This window comes from Lichenicoccus roseus (assembly GCF_005844085.1).
GTDB lineage: Bacteria > Pseudomonadota > Alphaproteobacteria > Acetobacterales > Acetobacteraceae > Lichenicoccus > Lichenicoccus roseus.
On record NZ_VCDI01000005.1, the window covers coordinates 258,801 to 275,858 of the forward strand.

At 70.3% G+C, this 17,058-nt stretch carries 19 protein-coding genes; 10 read left to right on the forward strand and 9 right to left on the reverse strand.

Translation table 11 applies throughout. The features are described 5' to 3' along the window. Nucleotides 1–49: 49 nt before the first annotated feature. A complete protein-coding gene (gene pdxH, locus FE263_RS15285; RefSeq protein WP_138326892.1) occupies nt 50–652 on the reverse strand; it encodes a pyridoxamine 5'-phosphate oxidase in 603 nt (200 codons plus the stop codon). Between the two features lie 140 nt (nt 653–792). On the opposite strand from pdxH, the gene fabI reads away from it, so the two are divergent. The 7 genes from fabI (at nt 793) to FE263_RS15320 (ending at nt 7,384) form a co-directional block, all read left to right on the forward strand. Beyond that, nucleotides 793–1,632: an enoyl-ACP reductase FabI gene (fabI, locus tag FE263_RS15290; protein WP_138326893.1), complete on the forward strand. Its 840-nt coding sequence runs from the start codon at nt 793–795 to the stop codon at nt 1,630–1,632. Between the two features lie 33 nt (nt 1,633–1,665). After that, entirely contained in the window at nt 1,666–2,799 is a 1,134-nt protein-coding gene (gene aroC, locus FE263_RS15295) for a chorismate synthase (protein WP_138326894.1), read from the forward strand. Nucleotides 2,800–2,812: 13 nt separating this feature from the next. After that, a complete protein-coding gene (locus FE263_RS15300; protein WP_138326895.1) occupies nt 2,813–3,508 on the forward strand; it encodes a lysophospholipid acyltransferase family protein in 696 nt (231 codons plus the stop codon). Then, nucleotides 3,505–4,833, forward strand: coding sequence for a 3-deoxy-D-manno-octulosonic acid transferase (locus tag FE263_RS15305; RefSeq protein WP_240759700.1), 1,329 nt, complete (start codon nt 3,505–3,507; stop codon nt 4,831–4,833). The genes FE263_RS15300 and FE263_RS15305 overlap by 4 nt, the downstream gene beginning before the upstream one ends. Nucleotides 4,834–4,847: 14 nt before the next feature. Continuing rightward, on the forward strand, nt 4,848–5,858 hold the full coding sequence (lpxK, locus tag FE263_RS15310) for a tetraacyldisaccharide 4'-kinase (RefSeq protein WP_408886202.1): 1,011 nt from the start codon (nt 4,848–4,850) through the stop codon (nt 5,856–5,858). Further along, nucleotides 5,855–6,772, forward strand: coding sequence for a lysophospholipid acyltransferase family protein (locus FE263_RS15315; RefSeq protein WP_138326897.1), 918 nt, complete (start codon nt 5,855–5,857; stop codon nt 6,770–6,772). The genes lpxK and FE263_RS15315 overlap by 4 nt, the downstream gene beginning before the upstream one ends. 246 nt (nt 6,773–7,018) lie before the next feature. Next, nucleotides 7,019–7,384 (forward strand): hypothetical protein, encoded by a 366-nt coding sequence (locus FE263_RS15320; RefSeq protein ID WP_138326898.1) that lies wholly within the window; start codon nt 7,019–7,021, stop codon nt 7,382–7,384. Between the two features lie 98 nt (nt 7,385–7,482). Here FE263_RS15320 and FE263_RS15325 read toward each other — a convergent pair whose 3' ends face one another. Next, nucleotides 7,483–8,763, reverse strand: coding sequence for a penicillin-binding protein activator (locus tag FE263_RS15325; protein WP_240759702.1), 1,281 nt, complete (start codon nt 8,761–8,763; stop codon nt 7,483–7,485). A gap of 23 nt (nt 8,764–8,786) precedes the next feature. Here FE263_RS15325 and rsmI point away from each other — a divergent pair, with 23 nt between their 5' ends. Further along, nucleotides 8,787–9,722 (forward strand): 16S rRNA (cytidine(1402)-2'-O)-methyltransferase, encoded by a 936-nt coding sequence (rsmI, locus tag FE263_RS15330; RefSeq protein ID WP_138326899.1) that lies wholly within the window; start codon nt 8,787–8,789, stop codon nt 9,720–9,722. 47 nt (nt 9,723–9,769) lie between these two features. On the opposite strand, the gene FE263_RS15335 is transcribed toward rsmI, so the two are convergent. The 7 genes from FE263_RS15335 to FE263_RS15365 all read right to left on the reverse strand — a co-directional run bounded on the left by FE263_RS15335 (nt 9,770) and on the right by FE263_RS15365 (nt 15,443). After that, the gene (locus tag FE263_RS15335) at nt 9,770–9,961 is read right to left on the reverse strand and encodes a CsbD family protein (protein ID WP_138326900.1); all 192 of its coding nucleotides are present in this window, start codon (nt 9,959–9,961) and stop codon (nt 9,770–9,772) included. Nucleotides 9,962–10,024: 63 nt separating this feature from the next. Beyond that, entirely contained in the window at nt 10,025–10,831 is an 807-nt protein-coding gene (locus FE263_RS15340) for a gamma-glutamyl-gamma-aminobutyrate hydrolase family protein (protein ID WP_138326901.1), read from the reverse strand. A gap of 75 nt (nt 10,832–10,906) precedes the next feature. Then, nucleotides 10,907–11,626 (reverse strand): peptide-methionine (S)-S-oxide reductase MsrA, encoded by a 720-nt coding sequence (msrA, locus tag FE263_RS15345; RefSeq protein WP_138326902.1) that lies wholly within the window; start codon nt 11,624–11,626, stop codon nt 10,907–10,909. Further along, the gene (msrB, locus tag FE263_RS15350) at nt 11,623–12,159 is read right to left on the reverse strand and encodes a peptide-methionine (R)-S-oxide reductase MsrB (protein ID WP_171034128.1); all 537 of its coding nucleotides are present in this window, start codon (nt 12,157–12,159) and stop codon (nt 11,623–11,625) included. Before msrB ends, msrA begins: the two co-directional genes overlap by 4 nt. Nucleotides 12,160–12,311: 152 nt before the next feature. Next, entirely contained in the window at nt 12,312–13,058 is a 747-nt protein-coding gene (locus FE263_RS15355) for a dienelactone hydrolase family protein (protein WP_138326903.1), read from the reverse strand. Nucleotides 13,059–13,214: 156 nt separating this feature from the next. After that, nucleotides 13,215–14,864 (reverse strand): Do family serine endopeptidase, encoded by a 1,650-nt coding sequence (locus FE263_RS15360; protein WP_138326904.1) that lies wholly within the window; start codon nt 14,862–14,864, stop codon nt 13,215–13,217. Between the two features lie 108 nt (nt 14,865–14,972). Next, nucleotides 14,973–15,443 carry a nucleoside deaminase gene (locus FE263_RS15365; protein ID WP_138326905.1) on the reverse strand — a complete coding sequence of 157 codons (471 nt, stop codon included), beginning with the start codon at nt 15,441–15,443 and terminating at the stop codon, nt 14,973–14,975. A 56-nt stretch (nt 15,444–15,499) separates the two neighbouring features. Here FE263_RS15365 and FE263_RS15370 point away from each other — a divergent pair, with 56 nt between their 5' ends. Both FE263_RS15370 and FE263_RS15375 read left to right on the forward strand, forming a co-directional pair. Continuing rightward, nucleotides 15,500–16,243, forward strand: a complete 744-nt coding sequence (locus FE263_RS15370; protein WP_240759704.1) for a gamma-glutamyl-gamma-aminobutyrate hydrolase family protein — start codon at nt 15,500–15,502, stop codon at nt 16,241–16,243. Continuing rightward, nucleotides 16,240–17,049, forward strand: a complete 810-nt coding sequence (locus FE263_RS15375; RefSeq protein WP_138326906.1) for a pseudouridine synthase — start codon at nt 16,240–16,242, stop codon at nt 17,047–17,049. Before FE263_RS15370 ends, FE263_RS15375 begins: the two co-directional genes overlap by 4 nt. Nucleotides 17,050–17,058: the final 9 nt, after the last annotated feature.

Below are 17,058 nucleotides of genomic sequence, written 5' to 3' on the forward strand. Positions count from 1 at the left end.
TCCCCGTCTCATCCCAGCCGGTTCTAGCCCACCTGAATGCAGCTGGAAATCACGGATAGAGCCGGGTGGTCTGCCAGCTGGTCTCGCTCTCGCGGCGGTAGGTCATGCGGTCGTGCAGGCGATGCGGCATGTCCTGCCAGAACTCGATCAGGTCCGGCAGCACCCGGTAGCCGGACCAGTGCGACGGCCGCGGCACCTCCCCGTCGAGATAGCGCTCCTGCACCTCGGCGAGCCGTGCCTGCAGCTCGGCGCGATCGGCAAGCGGCCGGGACTGTTCGGATGCGATCGCGCCGAGGCGGGACCCGCGCGACCGGCTGGCGAAGTAGGCGTCCGCCTCCGCCTCGGTGACATCCTCGATCGGTCCCTCGACGCGGACCTGGCGGCGCAGGCTCTTCCAGTGGAACAGCAGGCTGGCATGGCGGTTGGCCGACAGCTCCTCGCCCTTGCGGCTCTGCTTGTTGGTGTAGAACACGAAACCGCGCGTATCGAGGCCCTTGAGTAGCACCATGCGCACCGACGGCAGCCCCTGCCGGGTTGCGGTCGCCAGCGCCATCGCGTTGGGATCGTTCGGCTCGGACGCCTCCGCCTCGGCAAGCCAGCGCTGGAACAGCCCGATCGGGTCGGTTTCGCGCTGCAGTGTATCGTCAGCCATGGTCATCCCCTCCCGGACGCTGCGTGCATGCCGCCTGCTTGATGGCCCAATACTTGTCCATGGCAAGCGTGTGTGTCAGGACGACACGCGAGCGACCATACGCTCGAACCTGGCCCACACGCTCATCAGGACAAGGCTGCATGCCCGACGGCGCCCCAAATACCCCCGTACGCGGCACCCTCATGCAGGGCAAGCGCGGCCTCATCATGGGCGTTGCCAACGACCGCTCGATCGCCTGGGGCATCGCCGCCGCCTGTGCCGCGCAGGGCGCGGAACTCGCCTTCACCTTCCAGGGCGAGGCGCTGGAGAAGCGCGTGCGGCCGCTGGCGGAGGGCGTCGGCGCCACGCTGGTGCTGCCCTGCGACGTGTCGGACGATGCTGCGATGGACGAGACCTTCGCCATCATCGAGCGCGAATGGGGCCGCATCGACTTCCTCGTCCATGCCATCGGCTGGGCCGACAAGACCTACCTGCGTGGCCGCTATGCCGACACCCCGCGCGAGGCCTTCCTGCAGGCGCTCGACATCTCGTGCTACTCCTTCACGGCGGTGAGCCGGCGGGCGGCGGCGCTGATGGACCGCGGCGGCTCGCTGCTGACCCTGACCTATCTCGGCGCCGAGCGGGTGATGCCGCACTACAACGTCATGGGTGTCGCCAAGGCGGCGCTGGAAGCCTCGGTGCGCTATCTCGCCGCCGATTTCGGCACCAGGGGCATCCGCGTGAATGCAATCAGCGCCGGGCCGATCAAGACGCTGGCGGCGAGCGGCATCGGCGACTTCCGCTACATCCTGAAATGGAACCAGCTCAACGCCCCGCTCGAGCGCAACGTCTCGATCGAGGAGGTCGGCGGCGCTGGCCTGTATCTGCTGTCGGACCTGTCGAGCGGCGTCACCGGCGAGGTGCATCACGTCGATTCCGGCTATCACACCGTCGGGATGAAGAACCCCAAGGCGCCTGATATCGCTGCCGTTTCCGAGTAGTATGCGGCCTCAACCGACTAGGAGCGGGCGGGCGTGTCGCACAACAGCTTCGGCCACCTGTTCAGGGTCACCACCTGGGGCGAGAGCCACGGGCCGGCGATCGGCTGCGTGGTGGATGGCTGCCCGCCGCGCATCGCGCTGACGGAAGCCGACATCCAGCCCTGGCTCGACCGCCGCCGGCCCGGCCAGTCCAAATTCACCACCCAGCGGCAGGAGCCGGACACCGTGCGCATCCTGTCCGGGATGTTCGAGGGCCACACCACCGGTACCCCGATCTCGCTGATGATCGATAACGTCGACCAGCGCTCGCGCGACTACGCCGCGGTGGCCGACCGCTACCGGCCCGGCCATGCCGACCTCACCTACGACCTGAAATACGGCATACGCGACCCGCGCGGCGGCGGGCGCTCCTCGGCGCGCGAGACCGCCATGCGGGTGGCGGCGGGCGCAGTGGCGCGGCTGGTGCTCGGCGCTTCGGTCAGCATACGCGGCGCGTTGGTGCAGATCGGCCCGCACGCCGTCGACCGGACGCGCTGGGACTGGCAGGAGGTCGCCCGCAACCCGTTCTTCTGCCCCGACCCCGGCAGCGTTCCGGTCTGGGAGGAGTATCTCGGCGCGGTGCGCAAGCGCGGCTCCTCGGTGGGCGCGATCGTCGAGCTGCAGGCCGAGGGCGTGCCGGCGGGGCTGGGCGCGCCAATCTACGCCAAGCTGGATGCGGAGCTGGCAGCCGCCCTGATGAGCATCAATGCAGTGAAGGCGGTCGAGATCGGCGCCGGCTTCTCGGCTGCCGAGTTCAGCGGCGAGCAGAATGCCGATCCGATGCGGCTGCAGGACGGCAGGCTGGTGTTCGGCTCCAACAACGCCGGCGGCATCCTCGGCGGCATCTCCACCGGCCAGCCGATCGTCGCGCGCTTCGCGGTCAAGCCGACCAGCTCGATCCTGACCCCGGTGCAGTCGGTGACGCGCTCCGGCCACGAGGTCGATGTCGCCACCCAGGGCCGGCACGATCCCTGCGTCGGCATACGCGCGGTGCCGGTCGGCGAGGCCATGCTGGCCTGCGTGCTGGCCGACCACCTGCTGCGGCACCGGGCCCAGAACCCGGCGCAAGAGCCGGCCCAGGGTCCACCGCGGGATCCGGCGCAGTATCCGGCGCACGCGGACAGCTGATCCGGATGCCGAGTTGCTGAAGCGCCTCCTGCGAAACCGGCTCGTGCAGGCCGCCTCGGCCTGGGTGATCGGGCTCTACCTCGACCTTGCGCTGCGCACCACGCGCTGGCGGCTCCAGGTCGACGACGAGACCTGGGCGGTGCTGACCGGACGCGACGGCCGCACCGCGGTGGTGGTGTTCTGGCACGAATACCTGCCGATGGTGACGGCGCTCTGGCTGCGGGCGCGACGGGAGAACCCGCGCCTGGCGCTGCATGTGATGATCAGCCGGCATCGCGACGGCAGGCTGATCGCCGACGTGATCCGGCGCTGGGGCATTGCCACCGTCACCGGCTCTTCCGCCCGGGCGGGCAAATCGGACAAGGGCGGGGCGGCGGCACTGCGCAACCTGCTGGGGCTGTTGCGCAGCGGCGCCATCGTGACGATCACGCCGGACGGGCCGCGCGGGCCGCGCCGGGTGGTGCAACCCGGCAGCGCCAGGCTGGCGGCCCTGGCCGGCGTCCCGGTGGTGCCGATCGCGGTCTCCTGCCGCCCGAGCCGCCGCCTTGATTCGTGGGACCGGATGATGCTGCCGCTGCCATTCGGGCGAGGCAGCATACGCTGCGGCAGGCCGATCGCGGTGCCACGGCAGGGCTGGGAGGCGGCCTCCGCGCTGATCGGTCCTGCCCTCGACGCGCTCGACCGCGACGATCCGGGCCCCGCCAGATGACAGGCGACCACGTGCCGCCTCGACCGATGGCGGCCTGGGTGTGGTGGCTCGCCGGCACCCTCGCGGAACCGCCGCTGCGGCTGCTGCTGCGTCGGCGGCTGGCCCGCGGCAAGGAGCATCCGGACCGCCTCGGCGAACGTCGCGGGCGTGCGACACTGGCACGGCCGCCGGGTCGCCTGCTCTGGCTGCATGCCGCCAGCGTCGGCGAGACGGTCTCGGTACTGCCGCTGCTGGAAGCGCTGTGCCGGGTCGATCCGGCGCTGCATGTGCTGATGACGACCGGTTCGCTGACCTCGCAGCGCCTGCTGGCGCAACGCCTGCCCGGCCTCGGTGACCAGGGCCTTGGCGGGCGCGTGCTGCACCAGTTCGTGCCGCTCGACGTGCCGCGCTGGCTGCACCGGTTCCTGCGCCACTGGCAGCCGCAGGCGGTGGCGCTGGTCGAGAGCGAGCTCTGGCCCAACCTCATCCTCGCGGTGCGAAAGCGCGAGGTGCCGCTGGTGCTGATCAACGCGCGCATGTCCGAGCGCAGCGACCGCGCCTGGCGGCGGCTGCCTTCGCTGTCCGGCGCCCTGCTGCGACGCTTCACCTGGATCACCGCGCGCAGCGAGGAGGACGCGTCCCGGCTGCGTGCCCTCGGGGCGCCGGAGGTGGACACGCCGGGCGACCTCAAGCACGCGGCGCCGGTCTTGCCGGTGGACGAAGCCGAGCTCGAGCGCGTCCGTTACGCCGTCGCCGGGCGGCCGGTGCTGCTGGCCGCCTGCACGCACGAGGGCGAGGAGGCCGTCGTGGCCCAGGCGCACGCCCGGCTGCGCAGCCGCCACCCCGGCCTGCTTACCATCGTCGCGCCGCGGCATCCCGAGCGTGGCGCCGGGATCGCCGCCGCGCTGGGCGGCGCGCCGCGACGGGCCCTGGAACAGCTGCCGGCACCGGCGCACGAGTTCTGGATCTGCGACACGCTCGGCGAGCTTGGCCTGCTGTATCGCCTGTGCGGCATTGCCTTCCTCGGCAACAGCCTGCCGCAGGCCCGGGCGCATGGCGGTGGCGGCGGCCATAATCCATTCGAGCCGGCGCGGCTCGGCTGCCTGGTCGCCACCGGGCCGCTCACCTCCAACTTCAATGCGGCGTTCCAGGCGCTGGATGGCGTGGAGGCGGTCACCGTGACGGCCGGCGCCGACGCGATCGCCGATTGGGCGGATGCCATGCTGCGCGATCCGCTGCTGCGGACGCAGCGGGCCGAGGCGGCCCGGTCGATCGCCACGCAGGCTTCCGGCCTGCCGGACCAGCTGGCCGGGCGGCTGCTCGCCCTGATGGATGACCGCGGCTGATGAGCCGGTTCGATTTGCGGCCGCCGGCCTTCTGGTTCGCCGGGCAGCCCGGACTGGCCGCGTGCCTGCTCTGGCCGGCGGCTCGGGTGACGGCGGCGATCACCCGACGCCGGATCGCGCGGCCCGGCTGGCGTGCCCCGGTGCCGGTCATCTGCTGCGGCAACCTGAGCGCCGGCGGGACCGGCAAGACCACGCTGGCGCTCGACCTGCTGGCCCGGCTGAAGGCGCGTGGCGTCGCGGTGCATGCCCTCACACGCGGCTATCGCGGTACCGCCTCGGGCGTGCTGCGCGTCGATCCGGAGCGGCACGACGCCACCCTGGTCGGCGACGAGCCGCTGCTGCTGGCGGCGGTGGCGCCCACCTGGGTCGGGGCCGACCGCGCCGCTTCCGCCCGCGCCGCCATCGCGGCCGGTGCAGGCTGCCTGCTGATGGATGACGGCATGCAGAACCCGACGCTGGTGCAGGATTGCACCCTCGTGGTCATCGACGGCGCCACCGGCTTCGGCAACGGCCGCGTGCTGCCGGCCGGTCCGCTGCGCGAGCCGGTGGAGGCCGGGACGGCGCGGGCGCGGGCTGCCGTGCTGATCGGGCCGGACCGGCGCGGCGCCGCCACCGGGCTGCCGCCCGGCCTGCCGGTGCTGCGCGCCGGGCTTGCGATGGCGCCCGAGGCTGCGGCGCTACGCGGGACCAGGCTGCTGGCCTTCGCCGGCATCGGCCGACCGGGCAAGTTCTTCGACGCCCTGCGCGCACTCGATCTCGAACTGGTCGCAGCGCATGGATTTCCCAACCACCATCCTTATCGCCCGGCCGAGCTGGCCCGGCTTCGCAACCAGGCGCATGCCCTCGGCGCGCGACTGGTGACCACGCCGAAGGACGCCGTGCGCCTGCCTGCCGCTTTCCGCCGGGACGTCACGGCGCTCGGCGTCGGCCTGCTATGGGCGGACCCCGCCGTCGTCGAGACCCTGCTGGACGAAGTGCTGGAAGCGACCGGAACGGTGCCGAGGACCGGGAAGCCGAGGCGATGAGCGACAGCATCGGGCCGACCCGGATCATGCGGCTGGAGGCTGGCGCCGCGCGTGCGGCGCTGGCCGTGCTGCGGCGCCTCGGACCGGTGCGGGCGTCCAACCTGGGTGGCGCGCTCTGCCGGGCCTTCGGCCCGATGCTGCCGGTGTCGCGGGTAGCCGATGCCAACCTGCGCCTCGCGATGCCGGAGCTGGATCGCGTCGCAAGACGCCGCATCGTGCGCGGGGTGTGGGAAAACCTCGGCCGCACCATCGGCGAGTTCCCGCACATCGCCGGGCTCCGCAAGGACACCCCGTCCGGACCGGGCTGGGAGATCGTCGGCGAGGACATCCTGCTGGCCCAGGCGGCGCGCGGCGGCCCGGCCATCTTCGCCTCCGGCCACATCGGCAACTGGGAGGTGCTGCCACCGGCGGTCGCGCATTTCGGCATCCGGTTCTCCTCGATGTATCGAGCCGCCGCCAATCCCCTGGTGGATGCGATGGTGCGCGACCTGCGCGACCAGGCGATGGGCACCGACATCCCATTGTTCGCCAAGGGTGCGCGCGGGGCCCGCTCGGCGCTCGCTCATGTTGCACGCGGCGGCTATCTCGGGCTGCTGGTGGACCAGAAGATGAACGACGGCATCGAGGCACGTTTCTTCGGGCTGCCGGCGATGACCGCACCGGCGCTGGCCGCGATCGCGCTGCGCTACCGGGCGCCGGTGATCCCCGGACACGTCGAGCGCATCGGCCCGGCACGGTTCCGGCTGGTCTGCGAGCCGCCGCTGACGCTCCCCGACACCGGCGACCGGCATCGTGACCAGGCGACCCTCACACAGGCGATGAACGACATGCTGGAGCGGTGGATCAGGGAGCGGCCGGAGAGCTGGCTGTGGCTGCACCGGCGCTGGCCGAAGACGCTCAAGCCACCAGCCTGATGCCACCGGCTGACAACAACCGAACTGTTAAGACACAGATCGAACACGCTGCCACAGCGCAAAACCCAAGCCAGAGTCACGATGATTGAAGCGAATCGCAAGAACGAGGCGATTTCGTAACAGACCCTGGCCAAAATGTCACAGGCCTGGCGGGTCTGCGGCAGCAGTTTCGGCGCGCCGCAGAATCCCTTTGGCAGCGGCGTTACGGACCAATTACCTTGCCCTCACAAAGTTGCGAGGGACAAAATGACCAGACCTGCAGCACAGCTCGAACTGCCCGCAAACTCCAACGTCGTGTCCCTGCGGCTGTCCTTCCTGCCGCGTCACCGGGAGTATCTGCTGCGCTGGCTGCAGGCCGGAGCCTCCTACGGGCTATGCGACGTCGATGTCTCGCCGCGGGCCACCTCTACGCAGGATCCGGTCGTCCTCGAGCATGTGCTGGTCTGGGTGCGCGAGAACGCCGACCCGGCGTACATGATCCGTCCGGAAGGCATGCGCTGGCTGGTGATCGACCACGTCCGCAACCACAAGCTCGGCAGCTTCTCGAGCTTCGAGGCCGCCCTCTACTGCATCCGGCCGGTCCTGTCCTGCGGAGCCATCGCCGCCGCCTGATACCCGGAACACCTGCTGCTGGCGGTCCGAACCGCCATTCGAGGTCCGAACGGGCCGCCCTCGTCCAGCATCAGGCCTTCCAACCTTCACCGCATAATCTAGCTCGTCGTGTTGCCCAGCGAGCCCGGGGCGGGCTGGATGATGCTGGCGCCGCCGCCGGGCTGGATCTGGAAGATCGCGAGGCCGCGCTGGACGTGGCCGTCAGGCTGCAGGGCGAACAGGCCGTCCACACCCGCAAAACCGTCCGGACGGGTCAGCATGTCGACGCCGTAACCGCCGCGCTGCGACAGGTTGCGGGCCAGAGCCGCCGCGTCGTAGGGGATGTCTGCGAGCGGGCGGGGCGGCTGGCCGAACTTGTTCTGGTAGAGGGCGACGAAGCCTCTTCGGCTGCCTGGGTCGGGGCCGGCGAACCAGGCGCCTTCGAGGGCGTGCAGCTTGCTGGCGAACGCCTCCCAGAGCAGCGGGCCCATGATGCGGACCTGCGACGGCGATACGTCATAGTAGGCCAGCGTCGAGATCACCTCCTGCAGGCCGACGCCGGTGTCCCCGAGCAGCAGGGCATCGAACGGCGGCGGCGGAATCGGGGCCTGGCTCAGGCCCTGCGCGGTGTCGCGCACCGCCGGGTCCTGGCTGGCCTTGGCGTCCTTGACCTTCTCCTCGATGGCGCCTCGCCGGTCGGCAAAATCCGACAGCGAGCGCATCGCCGTGTTCACGCTCTCCATGCTCTCGCCATGCATCGAGATCACCGGAGCCGGCAGGCCGGCATCCTGGCAGGCACGGCGCAACCCGTCCGCCATCGCCCGGCCCAGCGCGTTGTCTGGCAGCAGGGCGGCGATACGGCTGCGATTGTCCGCCCTGGCCGCCGCCACCAGCCGCCGTACCTGCTGCTCCGGCGTGACGCCCATCACCCAGACACCCGGCTGCGCCTGCGCCACGTCGCTGGTGAAGGACAGCATCGGCACGCTGGCGGCCAGCGCCACCGGAGCCGCCTGCGCCGTCTCGGTCGACGTCAGCGGCCCGATCAGGATGCCATCGCCCGCGGTGATGGCCGCCTGCGCCGCACGGACGCCGCCACCGGGAGCATCGCCGGTGTCCTGCGCATCGAGCCCCGGCGCGCCCGGGGCGTCGAGGGCAAGCTGGGCGGATTTCAGCATGGCCTGGCCGAGCGGCGCATTCACGCCGGTCAGCGGTAGCAGCAGCCCGACCCGGTTGCTGCGCGGGGCGGCATTCTGGTCGGGTGCCAGTCCACCCTGCTGCGCCGGCGGCATGACCGATCCCTCGCCGGTGAAGATCGCCATCGGCCCGGTGGTGCAGGCGGCAAGACCGGTGGCGGAGGCCAGCGCCAGCATGCGGACGGCGGGCGGGACTGGACGGGGCATCCCCCTACGCGCGAGGAACAGCCATGTCCGACGAACCATCCGCGACTCTCCCATCATCCACGCCCGACGAGGCCGAGCCGGTGGTCCTCGATCAGCACCCGTCAGGACCCTTGCCAGACGGTCTTGTGCTCGTATCGACACCGATCGGCAACCTCGCTGACCTGAGTTTCCGTGCCCTCGCCATCCTGCGGCAGGCCGACCTGGTGCTGTGCGAGGATACCCGCGTGACCAGCAGGCTGTTCGCGGCACACGGTATCCAGACCCGGCTGGAAGCGCTGCACGAACACAATGAACGCCAGCGGGTGCCACATCTCATCGACCTGCTGCGGCAGGGCCGGCGGCTGGCGCTGGTCTCGGATGCCGGCACCCCGCTGCTGTCGGACCCAGGCTATCGGCTGGCTCGCGCTGCGATCGCCGAGCATCTCCCCGTAAGCGCCGCGCCCGGTCCGAATGCCGCCCTGATGGCGCTGACGCTGTCCGGGCTGCCGCCGCATCCGTTCCTGTTCGTGGGGTTTCCGCCGCCACGCGAGGCCGCCCGCCGGGACAGCTTCTCGACGCTGCGGGCAGCCGAGCAGGCAGGGTTGTCCGCCACGCTGATCTGGCACGAGGCCCCGCATCGCCTCGCGGACATGCTGCACGATCTCGCTCATGTCTTCGGGGCGGATCGTGAAGCCGTGGTGGCGCGGGAGCTGACCAAGCGGTTCGAGGAAGTCAGGCGTGGCCAAGTGGCCGAGCTTGCGGCCTTCTATGCAGGCGAACCGGCACGCGGCGAGATCACGGTATTGGTCGGGCCACCGCATGGCGGAACGACGGGGGCCGACCGGCTCGACGAGGATCTGCTGCAGGCGCTGCGGGAGCACTCCGTGAAGGACGCGGCCGCCCTTGTCGCCGGCGCCACCAATCTTCCGAAACGCGTTGTCTATGCCCGCGCGCTCGAGTTGAGCCGCACAAACAAATAGGGCGGCGACCAACGGCCGCCGCCCTATCGCAGGCGTTGTTTCTTCGACTACTTCTTCAGGCTGTCGGCGGCGTCACGGAGGGTATCCTTGCCCTTGCCGACGCCTTCCTGGACCTTGCCGCCAACGCGCTCGGCCTTGCCTTCGGTCTCCAGCTGGTCGTTGCCGGTGATCTTGCCGACGCCTTCCTTGATGGCGCCCTTGACCTGGTGGCCGACGCCCGTGGTGCGATCCTTGTCCATGGTTCTTTTCCTCGGATGGTTAGACCGGAAAACAACGTGGCTTGCCCGGCAAGGTTGCACCTGTCACTCCGCGGCGGAGGCCCGCACCGACCGGACGCGAAGGTCATCCGGGAGCATGTCGCCGCGCATGCGCGAACGCACCGCGCGCCCGAACGCCACGAAGATCGCCCGCGACAGTGGATCCGTCTCGAAATCGTATTCCGGGTGCCACTGCACGCCGATCGCCAGCCCCGGTGTCGCCATGACCCGCACCGCCTCCACCACACCGTCCGGGGCCAACGCCTCGATATCGAGCGAGGCAGCCAGTCGGTCGATGCCCTGGTTGTGCAGAGAATTCACCCTGGCCCGCCGGCCACCGCCGGAGAGCCGGTGCAGCAGGCCGCCTTCCGTCAGGTCGACATCGTGGGCCTTGCCCTGGCGGATCGCGACGTCCGGATGGTCCTGGTTGGAGTGATGCAGCCGCCCGGGGAGATCCTGCAGGCGCTGATGCAGCGAGCCGCCGAGCGCCACGTTCAGCTCCTGGAAGCCGCGGCAGATCGCCACCACCGGCAGGCCGGCAGCGATCGCGGCACGTGCCAGCGGCAGCGTGACGGCATCGCGCATCTGGTCCTCGGGAGTGCCCGCCAGGTGCGGATCGCCGCCGTAGCGGCACGGCGACACGTTGGACTGGCTACCGGTCAGGATCAGCCCGTCCAGGCGGCTGACCAGTGTCTCGACGTCGACCGCCTCACCGTTGGCCGGGATGAGCACCGGCACGCCCAGCACGACGCGATCGGTCACCGTCACGTAGGTGTCCGACGCGGCATGGTTGCCGATATCGAACGGCCCGAAAGTCTTGCGGCAGGTGGTAATCCCGATCAACGGCTTCATGACGTGGATCATGGCCAAGGATCATGGCGAATTGAAGGGCTTCCTGCACTCCGACGGTATCCTTTGGCGCCCGGCCTAGCCCCGGCTGGTCGCCGGAAGCGCAGAGACGGTCTTCGGCTGCGCGCTCCACTGCGCCGGGAACAGCTGCTGCAGCGCCTGCACCTTCGGCATGTCGTTCGCCTCGATGTAGCCGGCGTCCGGGTTCAGCACGAGATAGTCCTGGTGATACGCCTCGGCCGGGAAGAAGCCGTGCAGCGCATCGACGCGGGTGGCGATCGGCGCCTGGAAGGCGTGTGCCTGATCGAGCTGGGCGATGTAGGCCTTGGCGACGTGCGCCTGCTCCGGGGAAGAGACCCAGATCTCGGAACGATACTGGGTGCCCTCGTCCGGACCCTGGCCGTCCTTGCGCGTCGGGTCGAGCGTCACGGAAAAGAAGATGCGCAGCAGTTGGCCCAGCGAGACCTGGGCCGGGTCGTACGTCACCTTAACGGATTCCGCATGCCCGGTGCTGCCGGTGCTGACGGTCTCGTACTGCGCGGTGTCCGGGGCGCCGCCGGTGTAGCCGGACAGTGCCTGGGTCACGCCCTTGACGTGCTCGAACACGCCCTGGACACCCCAGAAGCAGCCGCCGGACAGCACTATGCTTTCCAGCCTGGGCGCCGTTGCGGCCGGCTGGTCGATTGCCGGCGCCGGCACCAGGTGCGGCGTCTCGTCGGCATGCAGGCGGGGAGCCGCGAGGATCAGGCCGACCGGCAGCAGGGCCGCCAGAAGAGCGGTGCGAAAAGAAAGCTTCATGTCTGCTTCTCCGTTCCCTTGGCTTGCGGCGTCGAGCCCGCCGGGATGAACCGCAGCGCGACGCCGTTCATGCAGTATCGAAGGCCGGTCGGGCGCGGGCCATCATCGAAGACGTGGCCGAGATGGCTGTCGCATCGGGCGCAGCGGATTTCGGTACGTTGCATGCCGAGGCTGCCGTCGCTGACCTGCGCCACGCCATGCGGCAGCGGTTCGAAGAACGACGGCCAGCCGGTGCCGCTGTCGAACTTGGTGCTGGCGGCGAACAGTTGGTTGTCGCAGGCAGCGCAGTCGTAGCGGCCGGCCGCGAACAGGTGATCGAGCGGGCTGCTGAACGGCATCTCGGTGTCGGCGCGGCGCAGCACCTCGTACTGCTGCGGGGACAGCATGGCGCGCCACTCGCCGTCGGTGTGCGACACCGTGCCGGCACCCGGCAACGACGCCGCGGTTGCCGGCCAGGAGAAGCCGAAGGAGCCGGCTGCGTACACTGCGCCGAGGCCGATGCCGCCAGCCAGCAGGGTTCTGCGTGTTGTCATGATCATCTTCCGAAGGGCCTACTGAACTACGTCCGCCGCCGGCACCCGGATGCTTGCGGCCTGGATGCGTGCTGCCACTGCCGACATTTCGTGCCGGCCACCGCGCAGGTTACCAGTTCAGGCAGGCGCTTTCACCAAATCCTGCTCCAGTTTCATGCGGCGCCGAGCCGGCGGCGGAACAACGCCAGCATCCAACCCATGGCCTCGCCGAACAGCGCCGGATCGTAGCGGGGTCCTTCGTCGCGCAGGAACGCATGCGCGGCGTTGACCTCGTGCCACTCGTAGGTCGCGCCGGCCTCCTCCAGGCGCGCCCGGATGCGCTCGCGCCCGGCGAATGGCACATGCGGGTCCTGCCGGCCCCAGACGAACAGCGTCTCGGCACGCAACTCATCCATGCGCGACAGGCTGTCGTCGGAGCGCCCCTCGCCAAGGGAGGCGGAATGGATGTCGGTGGCGTAGAAGCAGGCGGCGGCGGCGACGCGGGGATCGAGCGCCGCGCGGTAGGCGAGGTGTCCGCCGAGGCAGACGCCGACGCTGCCAAGCTGGCCGCTCACGTCAGGATGCGCCGCCAGGAAATCGAAACCGGCCTTGGCGTCGGCGTCATAGGCCGCCACCGGCTTTGCGAACTTGAGACTGTTGCCGCGATCGGTGCCGGCCTGGTCGTACTGCAGGACGGTCCCGGCGGGCTCGTACTCGTGATACACCTCGGGGACCGCAACGACATACCCGTGCCCGGCGACATAGGCGGCAAGACGCCTGATCGGCGCGGTGACCTGGTAGATCTCGGAGAACAGCAGCAGTCCGGGAAAGCGGCCGGGGATTGCCGGGCGGAACAGGTGCAACCGCATCGGACCGGATGCGGTGGCGATGTCCGCGGTCTCGTCGCTCCGGATGATCATTCCGCCCCTGCCCGCAAAAGGTCTGCGTACTCTGTCCGCGATGGGGTCGGGGAGCAATCCCGTGCGGCGGGCCGGAAGCGGGATCGCTGGCCGAGCGGAAAGCCGGATACCCTAAGGACACCCGGCGTTCCCGAACTGGCCTAGAGGCGGCGGGACTCAGCCGGACTGGCTGTTGCCCTGGCTGCTGTCGCCATCGCCATCATCATCGCCGGGCGCCTGCGATCCACCACCGGTACCCGGCGAGATCGCGACGAACGCATCCTGCCCGTCGCGCAGGATGCGCAGCGCAACCGTCTGGTCCTGCTTGAGGGCGCCGCGCACCGCCTTCACCGCGTCCGACGGATTGCTCACCAGGTGGCTGCCGACGCCGGTGATGATATCGCCGGGCCGGATGCCGGCCTGGTCGGCGGGGGAGTTCGGCTGCACGCCATGCACCACGGCGCCATGCACGCTGTCATCGACGCCGAGCTGCTGCCGCAGCTCCGGGGTGAGGGCCGCGAGCGCCACGCCGATCGAGCCCTGGTTGCCGGGCTGCCCGTTATCGTTGCCGGCCGGACTGCTGCCATCCTTGCCCAGATTGCCGACATGCACGTCCACCGTCTGGCTGTTGCCGTCGCGCAGGTAGGTCAGCTTGGCGTCGCTGTCCGGCGAGACGTCGGCAACCTTGATGGCGAGGTCGCGCGGCGTTGCGATCTTCTCGCCGTTGATGCTGGTGATCACGTCACCCGGCTTGATGCCGGCTTTCTCGGCCGGCGAGGCACTGGTGACGTTGGCGACCAGGGCGCCGCTCGGCGGCGTTCCCAGCGACGCCGGCAGGTTGAGCCCCTTGGCGATCTGCGGCGTCACCGCCTGAGCCTGCACCCCGAGATACCCGCGGGTGACATGGCCGGTCTTCTGCAGCTGGGCGATCACGCTGCGCACCACGTCGGACGGGATCGCGAAGCCGATGCCGATCGAGCCGCCGGACGGCGACAGGATCGCGGTGTTCACCCCGACCACCTTGCCGTCCTGGGTGAACAGCGGGCCGCCGGAGTTGCCGCGGTTGATCGGTGCGTCGATCTGCAGGAACGAGTCATACGGCCCGTCGCCGATGTCGCGGCCGCGCGCCGATACGATGCCGGCGGTGACCGAGCCGCCCAGGCCGTACGGGTTGCCGACCGCGATCACCCACTGGCCGGGCTCGACATCGTCGGAATCCCCGAGCTGGATGAAGGGCAGCTTGCCGGTCGGCTTGACCCGCAACAAGGCGAGGTCGGTGCGGGGGTCGCGGCCGACGATCTTGGCGGGCAGCACGGTGCCGTCATCCAGCGTCACGCTGACCGAAGTGGCGCCCTTCACCACGTGGTTGTTGGTCACCACGTAGCCGTCCGGCGAGATGATGAAGCCCGATCCGCGTGCCTCGACGGTGCGATGCGGGTTGCCGTGCGGCATCTGGAACGGGAACGGGAACGGGAACGGCATCTGCTGGCCACCACCACCCTGGCCGCCACCGCCACCGCCATCGCCTTCGTCATCGACCGCATCGGCCTTGAGCTGCGAGGTGATCGAGACCACCGCCGGCTTGACCTGCTTCACCAGTCCGGAGAAGTCCGGCAGCCGCTGCGACGGACCCTGCGGCTGGATCGCACCGGGATGGGCCGCCAGCGCGGACGCTCCCTGGGCATGCGCCGTGCCGGTCTCGAAGCGACCGGCGGCCACCCCGGTGAGCATGGTGCCGGCCAGCAGGACGGCAAGCGCGGGCCGTGCGAAGCGCCTGTTCGGGGAGCCGCGCTCAGAAGTCGGAAGGCGGGGCGATGAGGATGACATGGGCGTCCTGATGTTTAGGGTCGCGCGGACCCTGTGCCGGGGATTGACTGCGGTCCGAACATGGGACTCCGCAACACTCCCCACCACTACGCAGCAATGAAAGCTTGGTTAGCCGGGAGCGGCCGGAGAGCCCCGGCGGACTGCGAAGAAGTCCCGCAGCAAGGCGGCGCTCTCCTGTTCTCGCACGCCGCCGATGACCATCGGGCGGTGCAGGCAGCCGGGCTGGCGGAACAGGGCGGCCCCATGCTGAACCGCGCCGCCCTTCGGGTCGTAGGCGCCGAAGATCAGGCGGGCGATGCGGAAATGCGAGCAGGCGCCGGCGCACATCGCGCATGGCTCCAGCGTCGCCACCAGGGTGCAGCCGGTCAACCGGGAACTGCCGAGTCGCGCTGCTGCCGCCCGCATGGCGATCAGCTCGGCATGGCCGGAGGCGTCGTGCGCCGCCTCCACCGCATTGCCGGCGCGAGCGAGCTCGCTGCCGTCCGGCGCCAGCACCAGCGCGCCCACCGGCACCTCGCCGCGCGACGCCGCTTCGCGCGCCTCCGAAAGAGCGATCTCCATCGGGGAGGGATCGGACATGCCGGGTTCCGCTGCTGCCGGTTCCTTTGCCACACGACTTCCTCTAGCAAGACGCCATGAAGCAAGGCGGCCACACCATGCGACCGGTCATCGGCGTCACCCTCGACAGCGAGCAGCCGGCGGCCGACGGTTCCGCGGGCTATTCCCGCTATCCCTGGTATGCCCTGCGCGCCAACTACATGGACAGTCTGGCGCAAGCCGGTGGCCTGCCGATGGCGCTGCCGCACGACGCCGCGCTGGCCGATGCCATGCTCGACCATATCGACGCCCTGGTGGTCACCGGCGGCGCCTTCGACGTCGATCCGGCGCTGTATGGCGGCGGCGCGCTGCACGAGACGGTGGTGCTGAAGGCAGGCCGCACCGCCGCCGAGCTGGCGCTGGTGCGCGGGGCGCTGGCGCGCGACATGCCGGTGCTGGGCATCTGCGGCGGCCAGCAGCTGCTGGCGGTGGCGCTCGGTGGATCGCTGATCCAGCACCTGCCGGAGGAGGTGCCGGACGGGCTGCGGCACGAACAGCCCAACCCGCGTCACGAGGCCGGCCATGGCATCGTCATCACGCCGGACACGCTGCTGCACCGGATCGTCGGCAGCGGGACGATGCGCATCAACTCCGCGCATCACCAGGCGGTGCGCGATCCCGGAACGGCGCAGGTGAGCGCGCGGGCGGAGGACGGCGTCATCGAGGCGATCGAGAGCGCCTCTTACCGATTCTGCCTCGGCGTGCAGTGGCACCCGGAGTTCCTGATCGATCCCGGCGACCTGCTGGTGCTGGCGGCGCTGGTCGAGGCAGCACGCGCATGAGCGAACCGGACGACGATGACATCGGGGACGCACGCGGCGAGGATGCACGCGGCGAGGATGCAGGCGGGGCGGGGCGGGGCGAACGCATCGCCAAGTGGCTGGCGCGGGCCGGTGTCGCCAGCCGGCGCGACGCGGAGAAACTGCTGCCGGCCGGCCGGGTGAAGATGAACAACGCGGTGGTCAGCCACCCGGCGAGCTTCGTGCAACCGGGCGACATCGTGCAGGTCGATGGCCGCGTCATCGACGCCCCCGACCGTGCGCGGCTGTGGCGCTACCACAAGCCGGACGGGCTGGTGACGACGCACCGCGATCCGGAAGGCCGTCCGACGGTGTTCGCCTCGCTGCCGCCCGGACTGCCGCGCGTGGTCAGCGTCGGGCGCCTCGACCTCAGCAGCGAGGGCCTGCTGCTGCTGACCAACGACGGCTCGCTGGCGCGCCGGCTCGAACTGCCGTCGAACGGCTGGATCCGGCGCTACCGGGTCCGCGTGTTCGGCATGGTCGACGAGCGCCGACTGGCCGATCTTGCCGACGGCTGCGAGATCGAAGGCGTGCGCTACGGCCCGATCGAGGCCGGCCTGGACAGCCGCAAGGGCGACAATGCCTGGATCACCGTCGCCCTGCGCGAAGGCCGCAACCGCGAGGTCCGCCGGGTCATGCTCAACCTCAACCTGCATGTCTCGCGGCTGATCCGGACCGCCTACGGCCCGTTCCAGCTCGGCACGCTGGCCAGGCGCGAGCTGGAGGAGGTTCAGGGCAAGGTGCTGCGCGAGCAGGTGCCCGGGCTGGCGCCTTCACCCCGGCACTAGACGCCTTCC

Bases quoted from the DNA above. Each gene is read 5' to 3' on its own strand.
- FE263_RS15375 (WP_138326906.1), top strand. From the start codon at position 16,240: ATGAGCGAACCGGACGACGATGACATCGGGGACGCACGCGGCGAGGAT.
- FE263_RS15315 (WP_138326897.1), top strand. From the start codon at position 5,855: ATGAGCGACAGCATCGGGCCGACCCGGATCATGCGGCTGGAGGCTGGC.
- FE263_RS15370 (WP_240759704.1), top strand. From the start codon at position 15,500: ATGAAGCAAGGCGGCCACACCATGCGACCGGTCATCGGCGTCACCCTC.
- pdxH (WP_138326892.1), bottom strand. From the start codon at position 652: ATGGCTGACGATACACTGCAGCGCGAAACCGACCCGATCGGGCTGTTC.
- FE263_RS15340 (WP_138326901.1), bottom strand. From the start codon at position 10,831: ATGAAGCCGTTGATCGGGATTACCACCTGCCGCAAGACTTTCGGGCCG.
- FE263_RS15365 (WP_138326905.1), bottom strand. From the start codon at position 15,443: ATGTCCGATCCCTCCCCGATGGAGATCGCTCTTTCGGAGGCGCGCGAA.
- FE263_RS15335 (WP_138326900.1), bottom strand. From the start codon at position 9,961: ATGGACAAGGATCGCACCACGGGCGTCGGCCACCAGGTCAAGGGCGCC.
- FE263_RS15355 (WP_138326903.1), bottom strand. From the start codon at position 13,058: ATGATCATCCGGAGCGACGAGACCGCGGACATCGCCACCGCATCCGGT.
- FE263_RS15325 (WP_240759702.1), bottom strand. From the start codon at position 8,763: ATGCCCCGTCCAGTCCCGCCCGCCGTCCGCATGCTGGCGCTGGCCTCC.
- FE263_RS15320 (WP_138326898.1), top strand. From the start codon at position 7,019: ATGACCAGACCTGCAGCACAGCTCGAACTGCCCGCAAACTCCAACGTC.
- msrB (WP_171034128.1), bottom strand. From the start codon at position 12,159: ATGACAACACGCAGAACCCTGCTGGCTGGCGGCATCGGCCTCGGCGCA.
- fabI (WP_138326893.1), top strand. From the start codon at position 793: ATGCCCGACGGCGCCCCAAATACCCCCGTACGCGGCACCCTCATGCAG.
- rsmI (WP_138326899.1), top strand. From the start codon at position 8,787: ATGTCCGACGAACCATCCGCGACTCTCCCATCATCCACGCCCGACGAG.
- FE263_RS15360 (WP_138326904.1), bottom strand. From the start codon at position 14,864: ATGTCATCCTCATCGCCCCGCCTTCCGACTTCTGAGCGCGGCTCCCCG.
- FE263_RS15305 (WP_240759700.1), top strand. From the start codon at position 3,505: ATGACAGGCGACCACGTGCCGCCTCGACCGATGGCGGCCTGGGTGTGG.
- msrA (WP_138326902.1), bottom strand. From the start codon at position 11,626: ATGAAGCTTTCTTTTCGCACCGCTCTTCTGGCGGCCCTGCTGCCGGTC.